General features: G+C 76.4%; 11 protein-coding genes. 1 reads left to right on the top strand and 10 read right to left on the bottom strand.

Features of this window, described 5'->3' with window-relative positions:
* Positions 1 to 109 precede the first annotated feature (109 nt).
* Positions 110 to 604 carry a YybH family protein gene (locus H7H31_RS03115; protein ID WP_187117728.1) on the bottom strand — a complete coding sequence of 165 codons (495 nt, stop codon included), beginning with the start codon at positions 602 to 604 and terminating at the stop codon, positions 110 to 112.
* A gap of 496 nt (positions 605 to 1100) precedes the next feature.
* On the opposite strand from H7H31_RS03115, the gene H7H31_RS03110 reads away from it, so the two are divergent.
* Complete coding sequence (locus H7H31_RS03110) at positions 1101 to 2408, top strand: phytase (RefSeq protein WP_187059807.1); 1308 nt, start codon at positions 1101 to 1103, stop codon at positions 2406 to 2408.
* A 163-nt stretch (positions 2409 to 2571) separates the two neighbouring features.
* Here H7H31_RS03110 and H7H31_RS03105 read toward each other — a convergent pair whose 3' ends face one another.
* The 9 genes from H7H31_RS03105 to H7H31_RS03065 form a co-directional block, all read right to left on the bottom strand.
* Positions 2572 to 3780, bottom strand: a complete 1209-nt coding sequence (locus H7H31_RS03105; protein ID WP_187117727.1) for a zinc ribbon domain-containing protein — start codon at positions 3778 to 3780, stop codon at positions 2572 to 2574.
* Positions 3777 to 4346, bottom strand: coding sequence for a phage tail protein (locus tag H7H31_RS03100; RefSeq protein WP_187059977.1), 570 nt, complete (start codon positions 4344 to 4346; stop codon positions 3777 to 3779). The genes H7H31_RS03105 and H7H31_RS03100 overlap by 4 nt, the downstream gene beginning before the upstream one ends.
* Positions 4343 to 6304 carry a putative baseplate assembly protein gene (locus tag H7H31_RS03095; RefSeq protein WP_187059976.1) on the bottom strand — a complete coding sequence of 654 codons (1962 nt, stop codon included), beginning with the start codon at positions 6302 to 6304 and terminating at the stop codon, positions 4343 to 4345. Before H7H31_RS03095 ends, H7H31_RS03100 begins: the two co-directional genes overlap by 4 nt.
* On the bottom strand, positions 6304 to 6726 hold the full coding sequence (locus tag H7H31_RS03090; protein WP_187059975.1) for a GPW/gp25 family protein: 423 nt from the start codon (positions 6724 to 6726) through the stop codon (positions 6304 to 6306). Before H7H31_RS03090 ends, H7H31_RS03095 begins: the two co-directional genes overlap by 1 nt.
* On the bottom strand, positions 6723 to 7043 hold the full coding sequence (locus H7H31_RS03085; protein WP_187059974.1) for a PAAR domain-containing protein: 321 nt from the start codon (positions 7041 to 7043) through the stop codon (positions 6723 to 6725). The genes H7H31_RS03090 and H7H31_RS03085 overlap by 4 nt, the downstream gene beginning before the upstream one ends.
* A gap of 105 nt (positions 7044 to 7148) precedes the next feature.
* A complete protein-coding gene (locus H7H31_RS03080; RefSeq protein WP_187060232.1) occupies positions 7149 to 8975 on the bottom strand; it encodes a VgrG-related protein in 1827 nt (608 codons plus the stop codon).
* Positions 8972 to 9694 carry a CIS tube protein gene (locus H7H31_RS03075; RefSeq protein ID WP_187060231.1) on the bottom strand — a complete coding sequence of 241 codons (723 nt, stop codon included), beginning with the start codon at positions 9692 to 9694 and terminating at the stop codon, positions 8972 to 8974. The genes H7H31_RS03080 and H7H31_RS03075 overlap by 4 nt, the downstream gene beginning before the upstream one ends.
* A 96-nt stretch (positions 9695 to 9790) precedes the next feature.
* Positions 9791 to 10216 (bottom strand): phage tail protein, encoded by a 426-nt coding sequence (locus H7H31_RS03070; RefSeq protein ID WP_187060230.1) that lies wholly within the window; start codon positions 10214 to 10216, stop codon positions 9791 to 9793.
* Positions 10217 to 10304: 88 nt separating this feature from the next.
* Positions 10305 to 12227, bottom strand: coding sequence for a hypothetical protein (locus H7H31_RS03065; protein WP_187117726.1), 1923 nt, complete (start codon positions 12225 to 12227; stop codon positions 10305 to 10307).
* Positions 12228 to 12563: the final 336 nt, after the last annotated feature.

Genomic DNA, 12563 nt, shown 5'->3' with positions numbered 1-12563 from the left:
GGCGGCGGCCGTGCCGGCGCGGGGGCGACCAGGCCGGGGCTTGGCCGCCCCCGCGCGACGGGCGCACGGGGCGTGCGGGGCGTGTGTCCCGCGCCGGTGGGCGGGGTGGTCAGCCGGCGCCCTGCTGGTCCTCGTGCAGATGCGTGATGAGCCAGCGCCCGTCGGCGCGCCGCAGTACGGCGGTGTTGCGCAGCAGCGCCGACGGCCGGTCGTGGTAGTCGACGCGCACCCAGTGCCGGCACACGGCCAACTCCCCGAAGACGTCGACGACCTGGTCGTACGCGGTCAGTCCGGCCTCGACGGGGCCGCCGTCGGCCCCCTCGGCGGTGGGCCGGCGCGCGCGTATGCGGTCGAGATCCGGCTTGCCGAGCAGGAGTTGCGGCGTGGCCGAGTCCCAGATGGTGGCCTCGGGGTCGAGATGGGCGTCGATCCGGGCCCGGTCGCCCGACAGGTACGCCTCGTACATGTCGGTGAACACCGCCCACACGGCGGCGAGGTCGGCGGCCGAACCGCCGGGGCGCGCGGCGCCGCGAGATTCCCCGGACGGCGCGGATGACGTGGTCGGGGTGGGTGGTGTGGAGGGCACGGGGGGTACGGAGGGCATGGCTGGCACCTGTCGTCGGGGGTTTCGGGGTTCCAGGGTTTCGGGGGCTCGGCGGCAGGCCGTCGCGAGGCGGGGCCGGCGGTTGCGCCGCGACCGCCCGGACGGCCGGCCCGCGTCGTCGGCCACGTCCCCGTTTCGGTCCGTGGGAGGCGTTGACCCGTCGCACGCGCCAGTCGGGGCCGGGGCCGAGTGCGGCCTGGGGCCGGCGATCCGGGGCGGGGCTCCGGGCCCCTGGGCCTGGCCGGCGACGGGCTGCCGCCGCTGGTGGTGCGCACCCTACCAACGCCGGCAGCGGGCCTCCGGGCTGCGTCCGCCGGCCGCTCCCACGGCCCGCGCGGTTCCGGGAGCGGCTGCCGGTACCGTGCCGGCGGCGGGATCGCAGGGGCCGGCCGTTCATGCCCTGGACAGCTTGAACTCCCCTCACCGGACGCGAGGACTTCACGGGGCGACCACAGGGTGGATTAGTCATGTTCGCGACATGGAAGGACTCCGCTCCATGGCCCAGACCCGCGCAGCCCGCTCCCGCCTCGGCCGACTCGCCCTCACCGCCGCCCTCGCGGCGCTCGCCGCGACCGTGTCCGCCCCGGGCGCCCACGCCGCCGCGCTCCCCTCGGTCGTCCCGGTCGCGGAGACCCCCGCCCTCCACGACGACGAGGCGGGCGGCAACGCCGACGCCGACGACCCGGCCATCTGGCGCAACGCCGCCGACCCGGACCGCAGCCTGGTCATCGCCACCGCGAAGGAGGGCGGGCTGCGCGTGTACGACCTGGACGCGCGCGAGGTGCAGTCGGTGCCGGCGCCCCCGCCGCCCGGTCCGGACGACGCGCCCGGCCGGTTCAACAACGTCGACCTGGTGCACGGCCTGCGGCTGTCGACCGGCCGCGCGGACCTGGCCGTCACCAGCGACCGGGGCAGCGACCGGCTGCGGGTCTACCGCGTCGACCCGCGCCGCGTCGGCGGCCCGCTGGTCGACGTCACCGACCCGAAGGCCCCGCCCGTCTTCTCCGCCTCCCAGCAGGAGATCAACGAGCAGCGCACCGCCTACGGCCTCGCGACCTGGACCGACCCCGCCACCGGCCGTGGCTACGCGCTGGTCAGCCAGCGCGAGCGGACCCGTATCGGCCTCCTCGAACTGACCGCGAACCCCGACGGCACGGTCGGCTACCGCCCGGTGCGCACGCTCGACCTGCCGGCCAGCTTCCGGCTGCCGAACGGCACCGACTGGTCCCCGTGCGCCGAGCCGGGCGAACTGCCGCAGGTCGAGGGCATGGTCGTGGACCCGGCCAACGGCACGCTGTACGCCGGGCAGGAGGACGTCGGCATCTGGCGGCTGCGTGCCGACCTGACCGGCACGCCGCGCCTGGTGGACAAGGTGCGCGAGTACGGCGTGCCCGGCACGTACGACGAGGAGAGCGAGGAGTGCGTGGCGGGCGCCGACCCCGGCTTCGGGGGCGAGCGCCTGGCGGCCGACGTCGAGGGCCTGACGCTGCTGCGTGAGGCGGACGGCGACGGCTACCTGCTGGCCTCCAGCCAGGGCGACGACACCTTCGCCGCCTACGACCGCGAACTGTCCGACCGCAACGAGTACGAGGGCGGCTTCCGCGTCGGCGCGGCCTCCGCCACGCTGGACGGCTCGCAGGAGTGCGACGGCGCGGCCGTGCTCAACGAACCGCTGGGCCGCCGGTACCCGCACGGCCTGCTCGTCGTCCAGGACGGTCACGACACACCGGGCGCCACCGATCGCCCCGCCACCAACTTCAAGTTCGTGGACCTGGGCCCGGTGCTCGACGCGCTCGACGACTGACCCACGGACCACGGGCCGGCTGACGCCCCGCCGGCCAGCGCACCGACCCGTGCGCCGGACCGGTCGGCGGGGCACACCGGCCGGCGCCCCGCCCGGTGGGTCGGGTCCGCGCCAGCGGTGGGCCCGCGCGCGGCGGACGGCCGGCACCCGAGGGTCAGCGCGGTCACGGGCGCCGAAAGAACTCCACCTCGGCCAGGGCGAGATGGCGGCCGGCGGTCAGCCCGGCCGGGGAGGCGAGCGTGAGGCGGATGCTCGTCGCGTTGCTGACGCCGACGTGGAACGTCTGCGGCCCGGGCTTGTCGGCCAGGTCGAGTCGCTTGTGGGTGATCTGACCGTCCTTGGCCACCACCTCCATGTCCATGCGCAGCGCCCGCCCCTGACGGGTGTACTCCTTTCGGGAGGCCGAGGCGCCGTTGGTGACCATCAGTTCCACCAGTCGGAACGGCTTGGCGAAGGTGTACGTGACGGTGGCGCCGGGCGAGGGCGCGCCCCAGTAGCGGTTGCGCAACTCGTCCGTCGTGTTGCCCGCCGGGTGGCCCGCCACCTCCGCGGAGGCCGAGGCACGCGTCGGCGTCACCGCCTTGGGTTTCTTCAGCTTGTCGCGGGTGTCCTCGAAGACGTGCCGTGCGACGGGGAGCAGCAGGTAGCCACCGACGCACAGCGCCGCGACCACGGTCAGGATCACGAACAGCCGTACCAGTCGGCCCGAACTCGCCCTGCTGCGACGACGCAGCGGCCACAGGGTCCGCCACCACGGGAGGGGGGCCTGCGCGGCGGCCGAGGCCAGCGGCGCCGCGCAGCGGCGGCAGAACCGGCGGTGGGGCGGGTTGGGCGCGCGGCAGGCGGGGCAGGGGATGCCGGTCGTCGGGTCGTCCGTCGTGACCGGCCGCACGGTGGGGCGCGGTGCGACCGCCTTCGCGGGCTTGACCGGCCGGGGAGCCTCGCTCTCGGGCGGGGCGCTCGCCGGGCCGGGCCGGGTGGGTTCGGGCGCCGGGTTCGAGCGTGCCGCCCGTGCGGTGCGTCGGGCGTCCGTGGGCGGCGGGCCGGGGCGCGACGGCGTCGAGCCGGCTGGGGACTCGGCGGCCCGTGCCGCGCGGTCGGGGGCCGCGTGCCCCTGGGGCGCAGCGGGGTCGGGAGCGTTCGGGCCCGCGTCCGCGTCCGTGGCCGGGTCGCGGTCGTGGGGGCGGGGCGGGGCCGCCGCGTCCGCGTCCCCGGGGGCGCCGTCCGCGCCGTGGGGCGCCGCACCGCCTGGCGCGCTCCGCGCGCCCGCCGCCGGTGGGGGAGTGGACCAGCCCAGGTAGCCGCCGCAGTTCCCGCAGAAGTCGTCGTTGTCCTCGTTGGCGGCCCCGCAGGCCGGACACGCGCGCGTCACGTTGACCCTCCTTCGTCCGACGGCGGCCCGGCCAGGACCTCCACGCGGTACGCCGCGTGTACGGGGACCAGGGCCCGGACGATCTCGTGCACCTGCTCCGCCTCGACCGCCGCCGCTCCCCGAGGCCACACCCGGACCACGATCTCGGCGGCCGGCGGGGGAGGCAGCGCGGAGCCCGCCGTGCGCGACCAGACCGCCCCGCCGTCCCCCACGACGTCCGACCCCACGCCGAGCACCAGGCGCAGTGCCTCGGTCAGCCCGCGCCGCGTGCCGCGACCTCGGTGCAGCTCCACGGCGCGCGTCGCGGCCTCGCGGCGCAACGCGAGCGGCCAGTTCACGTCGTCGATCCCGCCGACCCAGGACGCGAGCCAGCTCAGGAAGTCGGCCGGGGTCAGCCGTGGGTCGAAGTAGGCGTGCAGGTTGTCGAGGGTGGCGAAGACGGGGGCCAGCACCGTGTCGAGGCCGGCGGTGAACCGCTGGGCCAGGTCGTCGTCGGCGTACAGGGCGGGCAGTTGGGCTCCGATGGGGTGCCGGCTGGGGAGGCCGGGCACGGCGGCGCGGGTCATGACGGGCCCTCCGGCGCGGCGGGGCCCACGATCACCTGGTGCCGGTAGGAGAAGACGAGCGCGCCCGGTCCGATGTCGATGCGGTCGACGGGCGCGCCGCGCCGCCCGGTGATCGGGTCCGCGGCGAACATGCGGATCTCCTCCACGAGCGCGTCCCCCACGACGCCCTGGAGGACGCCGAACACCTCGCCGTACTGCACCGGCCGGCCGAACGGCCAGCCGGCGCCCTCCGGCCCGCCGTGCAGCGGGTTGAGGTAGCGGAACAGCGCGGCGAGCGCGGCGTCGCGCACCTGGTCGGTCTCGTCACCGGCGCGCGCGGACAGCCGGGCCACCACGGTGACGCCCTGGTAGACGGGGGGCTCGACGACGAGGCGGGTGCCGATCAGGCGCCGCTCGTCCAGTGCCCTGGTGACCGACGCGAGCACCTGGTCGGTCGGGATCAACTGCTCGAACCTGAGCCGGTCCCCCTCGTCGGCGACCGCGTCGGGCACCAACAACACCCGGACGGCCCCCGGCGAGTCCGCCGCGGGCAGGCACCGGACGCGGCGCACGGAGGGGGCCGCCTGGCGGGCGATGATCTCGTGGTCCTCCGCCGTCACCGCCCGCCCCTGCGTCCGCAGCGCCTGCGGGGCGCGCAGCCGGGCGTTGGCCACACTCTCCCCGGCGACCCCACCTCGGGCCGCCTCGCGGTTGTCGACCTGCGTCACGTACGGGACGGAGCTGCGCAGCACGTTGATGGCGCCCCGGGGCACGTTGCCCTCCGGGCCGCCGCCGGTGCGGTAGCGGGCCACGCGCAGGTGCGCTCCCTTGGGCGGCACGGCGCCGTACGCGCGCAGTGTGCCGTCCCGCTCGCGCAGCACCGGGCCGAAGGTGAACTCACCGCGCGTGGCGTCCACGCGTACGTGGCGGTCATCGGGCCCCGAGCGGCCGAAGTCGTCGACGACCTCCCAGCGCTGCCAGCCGTCGGCCGTGGAGACCTCGACCACCGGGGGTGGGCCGTCGAGCAGGACGGGTGGGCGGTCAAGGCGGAAGCTCTGGCCCGCGACCCCCTCCGAGATCCCGAGGGCCGCGTCGGTCACCGTCTCGGCGTGCTCCACCGTCATGGTGCCGCCGACGGTGAACACGGTCGCCTCGCGCACGGTGGGGGAGACCGAGTAGAAGGGCTGTCCCGGCTCTGGCTCCACGACCCGGCAGCGCAGCCAACCGCCCCGGGTGCCGCCGATCACCGAGGCCGTGTGCGCGGCCGGCACGTACACGATGACCTCGCCCGGCCGGTTCAGGCCGCCGGTGGTGTCGGTGCCGGTCTCGCAGCGCTGCCAGCGTCCGCCGTCCCACGCCTCCCACACCAGCGGGGGCTGGCGCGGGTCGACCCCGACGCCCTCGACGCGGCTGTCCAGCCGCACGGCGACCACGCAGCGCGGAACGGCCGTCGGCAGGCCGAACAGCAGCGCGTCGCCCGGCTCGGGCGCGGCCTGGAAACAGGGCACGTCGCGTTCCTCCGCGAGCGCGCCGGTCAGGTCGGCCTGTTCGCCCGTGCGGGGCGCGCTCACCAGGCGCGTCAACTCGCTGGGCAGGATGCGGAGTTCGTCCGTGGTGGCGAACACCACGGCCTCCTCCGTCTCGCCGGCCGCGGTCGTCACCTCGGTGCCGGCGGCGAGCACCACCGCCTCGGGCTGCGGCGCCGACAGCCAGAAGTCGACCTCGGCGCTCGCGGCTCCGGGCGGGAACAGCCGGATGTCCAACAGGTCGAGAAAGGCCAGGTAGTTCTTCTCCGGCACCCGGTTCAGCCGGTAGAGCGTCAGGTCCACGAGGTAGGCGAAGGTCTCGATCAACGTGACGCCGGGGTCGGAGACGTTGTGGTCGGTCCACTCCGGCGCACGCTGCTGGACGTACCGCTTGGCCTCGTCGACGAGCTGCTGGAAGCGCCGGTCGTCGAGGTTGGGGGAAGGCAGGGCCATCAGCTCGGGACCGTTTCCTCAGCGCCCTCGTCGGAGGGGATGGTGTAGAAGGGGAAGACCAGGTTGCGCCGGTCGTTGGTGGCGCGCACCGTGTAGCGCACGTCGATGTAGAGGGTGCCGACCCGCACCGAGTCGAAGGCCACGAGCACGTCGGTCACCGTGATCCGCGGCTCCCACCGCTCCAACGCCTCCCGCACCTGTTGGGCGATGCGTCCGGCGGTGGCGCCGTCGCCGGGCGCGAACACGTAGTCGTGGATGCCGCAGCCGAACTCGGGCCGCATCGGACGCTCGCCCGGCGCCGTGCCGAGCACGAGCCGGATGGCCTCCTCGATCTCCCGTTCCCGCTCGACCATGGCGATGCCCCCGGCGGGCCCGACCCGCAGCGGGAAGGCCCAGCCGCGGCCGATGAACCGCTCGCTCACAGCGCCCCTCCGATCTGCACGTCCAGCGCGCCCGTGATGATCTGCGCGCCGCACGTGGTCCGGTCGCCCACCCGCGCGGCGGGCAGCCCGCCGATGAGCACCAGGCCGCCGGCGGCGCCCCCCGGTCCGGGCGTGACCACGTTGCCCGGGCCCATCGCCGCGTGTGGCAGGAGCGGGCAGACGTGCAGGCTGCCCACGACCGCGGCCGGTCGGCCGCCGATCAGGACGCGGACCACCGTGGCGGCGGCCGGGGGCGGCGGGGTGGTGATCCGGCCGCCGTGGACGGTGGCGTCGCCGGTGCGGGCTGCGGCGGGCATGGGGTGCTCCTTGGGTCGAAGAGGCTGGAGGCCGGTGGAGGGGACGGGACGGAGTACGGGGGCCGGGGCCGGGGCCGGGGGACCGGAAGGGGTCGGGCCGTGGCCTCAGTTGATGCGGATGAGCTTCGCCTTGAGTACGCCGAGCAGACCGCCGTCGACCGTGACCTGGGTCCTGCCGGACACGCCGACCCTGGTCCCGTCGATGTTGACGCCCGCGCTGCCGCTGATGTCCACCTGGCGGCCCTTGAGGGTCACGGTTCCCTGCCCGGCGTCCAACGTGATGCTCCGCCGGTCCAGGACGACGGAGGTCGCGGCCCGCTTGGGCCCCGCGTACACGGTCACCTCGATCCGGTCCCGACGGTCGTCCATGCGCACCTCCAGGCGCTCGTCCCCGGTGACCAGGCGCAACCCCGAGGGCCCGGGCGCCGGGGCGTCCAGCAACTCCACGCGGTGCCCCGAACGCGAGGCGACGGAGCGGCGGTTGACCTTGCCGCTGACCTTGTCGATGAGGGGAACGTCGTGCGGTGACGGCTTGTCCACGCCGTTGTAGAGGCCGCCGATGACGTACGGGCTGTCCAGCAGCCCCTGCTCGAACCCCACCAGCACCTCGTCGTTGACCTCGGGGCTGACGACGCCGCCCCCGCCCTTGCCGCCCCACTGGACGGTGCGCACCCAGTCGGAGACGTACGTGGTGTCGAGCCAGGGGAACTTCAGCCGCACCGCGCCGCGTTCGGACCGGTTCGGCTCGCGGACGTCCGTGACCACGCCGATGGCGAGCCCCGGCATGCGCGGCCCACGGTCGGGCGCGTTGGCGCCGGTCACCAGGCCGTTCAGCGAGCGGTCCGGACTGGCACTGACCCACAGGGTGGTCCGGTACCCGCCGTGCGGCTCCAGGACGTGCTGCACAGCGGTGGCCGTGTACCGGCCGGTGAACGCTTGCCCCACGTTGCCCAGCGCGATCGGCTTGCCCGCGCGCAGCTCCGGGTTCCCCTCGACCACCGCCTCCAACTCCGCGAACCCTGCCGCGACCTGCTCCGCCGTCGCCCGCGCCACCGCCGTCGTCTCCGCCTGGGTGCGGTACGGCGTGTCCGTGACGGCCACCCGGGCGGCCTTGCCGAACTTGGTGGCGACGGTCGCCGGCTTCAGGCCGGGCGCCACCGTCCCGCTGACCACGGACGGCTGCTCGGCGACCAAGGGCTTCTTGGTGGTCGTGTTCCAGCCACGGACCTGCACCCGGGCGGCCGAGTCGGCGGCCGAGAGCCCGGCCCGCAGCGCCAGCAGGTTGCTCCCGAACTGCAAGACCAACGGGTTGTGCCCGGCCGACGTCGTGGGCGCGGGCGCGCGGGCGGCCTTCGCGGGCTGGGTGAACTGGAGGAGTCCCTTGTCGTCGACGCGCACGTGGGCGCCGCTCTCACGCGCCAGGTACTGCAGGAAATCCCAGTCGGAGACGTTGGCCTGGGACAACTGCTGGTGGGTGATGGCCGGCGCCTGCACCCTGCCGCAGGCGAGCCCGGCCCCGGCCGCGACCTTGCGGACGATCGCCGCGGTCGTCATGTTCCGGTACGCCACCACCTTGCGGCCCCGCTGGAGGCGGTGGGCCTTGGAGTAGGCGCGCAGGACGGTGAAGGCGCCGGTGCCGTCCTGGTCGAGCTCCAGGGCCGTGACCTCGCCGCTGAACAGCGGTTGGCGCGCCTGGTTCTTCGCGGTCATCACCGACACCCGAAGGGGCGTGCCGATGGTGATGCCGTTGGCCGACAGGAACTCGTGCCGGTCGTCGCGGTAGGTGAGGACCGCCGTGTCGGGCAGGCCGACGTTCTCGTCGACGACGCAGCTCACCAACTGCGCGGCCCACGCCTGCGGCAGCTCGGCGGGCGCCTCGACGATGGGGTCGGCGGCGAACGACCGGCCGCCGCTCGCCTTGGACGGGCTCACGACGCCTCCTCCTCGTAGCCGCCCCGTACGGCCGGCACCACGACCTCGCTGCCGGGGACGAGGGCGATCGGGTCGTCGATGTCGTTGGCCTCCGCGATGACGCGCCAGACGGTCGCGTCGCCGTACTCGCGCCAGGCCAGCATCGCCAGGCTGTCGCCGGCCACCACGGTGTGCGTGCGGCGCGCGGTGCGCGCGCCCGAGGTGGGGTTCTGGCCCGCGGGCCCGACGCTCGCCTCCTCGATGGACAGCGAACACGTGGCCCGCAGGGGCGTTCCGTCCACGTCGAAGAGCGTGTACGACACCGACAGGTTCGACAGCACCCCGTCGAAGGAGGTGGAGCGCGCGGTGCCCCACTCGAACCGCACCCACGGGCTCGCCGGCTTCTTGCGGCCCAGGCTGGTCGGGGTCGGCACACACGCCTTCATGAGCGTCTCGACGGCCCGCTCCACCGAGTCGTCGTGCCGGGCGGTGGCGTCCAGGAACACGTCCAGGCTCAGCGTGCGCGGACCACTGCCGACGAACTCGGGCAGGGCGGACTCGCCCGCCATCCGCGAGGGCGTACGCCGCCACTCGGTGGTCTTGCCCAGTTGCAGCGTGGACGGGTTGAACTGCAGGTTGAGCCGCGCGATCACGCCACCGGGCTTGGCCCCGACGGCGGTCGGCGGCTCCTTGAGCGTGAGCTGGGCCCTGGCCCGGCTGGCACGGACCGCTGGGGACATGCTGTGCCTTCCTGTTTCGGGCGGTGCGTCGGACGGGTGGGCCGGCTCGCCGGCCCGTTGGGGCGGCGCGGTGCCGTCGTCTCGGTGCCGGCGCCGTCAGCTCGGTGACAGGCCCTGGTGGGCGATCTCCAGGGTCTCGACGGCCGGTTGCGAACTGCTCGGGTCGAAGGACGGGCCCTGCCAGCGCACGGGAACGATGCCGAACACCTGCCAACTGATGATCTGGCTCAGGTCCGGCCGCAGCGCCACGATCTCGCCGTCCTTGGCCTCGACCCGGCGCAGGGTCTCGTCCAGCCAGCGGCCGATCTTCGCCGTGTCGGCGGTGACGGGCCGGGTGAGGGTGATGTTGGACCAGGACACCCGGCCGGGCAGTTGCCAGGTGAAGCCGTTGTTGCCGCCCTCCGCGTAGCTCTCCATCTCGACCTCGGCGCCCATGCCCGAGCAGGTGTGGAAGGCGCCCAGGTCGTTGCCGCCGATGGCCAGGCGAAAGAACACGCTCGTCGCGAAGATTTTGTCCGTCATGCGTCCACCGGTCCCGTCGTTCGTTCCTCGTCCGTCGCGCGTCTCCCCGCGGTCCCGTCCTCGGGGGCGGGGCCTCCCTGGCCCGTCCTCACCGGCGCCCGTCGAAGGGCCTGCCCGCCCGCTCGCGACCGCGCCGTAACTCGGTGCGCAGCAATCGGGCCACCGGATCGAGCAGGCGCCGGGCCAGCTCGTCCATGTCGGGCCCCGGCGGCGCCGCCTTCTGGTGCGCGGCGGCCTGCTGCGCGGCGCCTTCGCCCCGCTCCGTGGGCCGCGCCGGGTGGGGCGCCGCCACCCCGGGCGGGTGACCGTCCGGCCCGCCGCCGCCCTCGGTCGAACCACCCGGGGCCCGCTGGATCACCGGCGCGCCGGGCGGCCTCGCCGTCGCCGTCGGCGCCGGGGGCACGGCCGGGCGGCGGGCCAGCACGGGCGACCCGGCCGCCGCGCGGGGCGCGGCCCGTACCGGTACGACGGGGGCGCTCCCCACCGGAGGCCGCGCCGCGCCCGGTTCGGCGCGCGGCGCTGTCACGGGCAGCGGTCCGACCGGCGCGAGCCCGCCGCCGGCCGCCGTCGTCCCCGGCCTGACCACCGGGGCGCTCGGCCGTACGAGCGGGGGAGCGCCGGATGGAGACGGGGCGCCGGGCGCGTCGGCGAACGTGGCCGTGCCGGCGGTGCCGTGCCCCGACCCGGTGGGCGTGGCCGGCGCCCGCTGGACGGGGGCGGGCGCCCCGGCGACCGGCGGGGCGTGCGGCGCGGGTCGCGGGGGCGGGCCTGGCGACTGGTCGGTGAGCGATGGCGTGGCACGGGGCCAACGGGGCGCCACCACGGGGCGGGTGGCGCGCGGTGGCGCCGCCTCGGCGGTGGCGCGGATGCCGGGCACCAGCGGACGCGAGGCGAGCAGACGGGCGGTGGGCAGATGAGTGGTGGGCAGCGCCCGTGGCACGGGATCGCCCACGCCGCCGCTCGCGCCTCCCGCGCGGGGCACGGGCCGGGCCATGACCAACGGGACCCGCCCGCCCGCGCGGGGCGCGGCGGACGGGGCGGCGCCACGCACCGCCGGTCGCGCCGCGTCCGGGCCCGCGCCTTCCACACCGGCCGCCCGGCCTCCTGGTCCGTGCGGGGCATCGGGCGCCACGGTCGGGCTGGCCGCGGGCCGCGCGAGGCGGCTCGCGGGCGCCGTGGGCGCGGGCGCCACGACGCGCTGGACGAGCGCGGGGGACACGGTCACGCCGTAGGTCCGCGGTCCCTCGCGACGGGCCTCGCCGCCCTGGCGCGGACTCACGGCTCCCAGCAACGGCGCGTGGCCCGATGTCGTGGCCTCGGCACCCGTTCGCGGCGAGCGGGCCGGCGGTGCGGTGGGCGCCGGCGAGGCGGTGGCCGGAGCGCCGGTCGGGGACGCGGTGTTCGGCGACCGCTCCGGAGCACGCTGGCTCTCCGTACGGGAGCCCGGCGTGGCGGTGCGCTGCACCGGCGCCGACAGGTCGGCGCTGGGCGGCAGCGAGGACAGCGGGGCGCCGAGCCCGGTGCGGGGGCTGGGGCGTCGTGGGGTGGGAGCCGTGGGGCTGTTGGTGTGGGGGTGCGCCGCCCCGTCCGGAACGGAGGGGGCGCCGGGAGCCCGACCACGGGCCTGCGGCGTGGCCGGCGTGGTCGGCGCGGACGAAGCGGCCCCCGGGGCCGGGCCGGCGGCGCGGCCCGGAGAACCCGCCGGGCGCTCGACGGGGCCTGCCGCACGAGGCTGCACCACCGGCAGCGCGCCAGCCACCGGTTCACGGGCCGTCGGGGCGCTCGGCGGCAACGGCACGGCGGTGGCCGGCAGGCTGGCCATCGGCGCGCCGAGCGGCGGACGGGTGGCCGACGCCCCGGCGTCCCGGCCCGACACCCCGGCGTTCCGGTCCGCGCCACCGGCCTCGACGGCGGGCCGCGCGGTGCTGACGGGCCGCGCGGTGGTGGCGGGCGGCGCGGTGGCGGACTCGCCGTGCCGGCCGGACGGGGCGCTGGTGCGTACGGGAAGCACGCGCCGTGGCGTACGCACCGGCGCTCGGGCGACGATCAGCGGACGCCCCACGGGGCGGGCGCGGACCGTCGGGGTCGCCGCCCGGTGCGCCCCGTCGGCGCGCGGTGCGCCGCTCGTCACGCTGTGGCCCGGCCCCCCGACACCTGCCGCCGGGCCGGGGGAGTCGGCAACTGCCGGTCCGGCGGCTGCGGTTCGCGCCTGTCCGGCGCTATCGGCGCGTCCGCCGCGCTCGGCGGGCCCGGTGCCAGCGCGCCCGGTGACCGGTGCCGCTGCCGTCCGGGCGCGGTCGGGCCCGGGGGCGGGACGGGGCGACGCGTCGGCCACCACGGCGACGCG

Origin of the sequence: Streptomyces buecherae, from assembly GCF_014295035.1 — a bacterium.
GTDB lineage: Bacteria > Actinomycetota > Actinomycetes > Streptomycetales > Streptomycetaceae > Streptomyces > Streptomyces youssoufiensis.
This window is presented reverse-complemented; position numbering and strand designations above follow the sequence as displayed.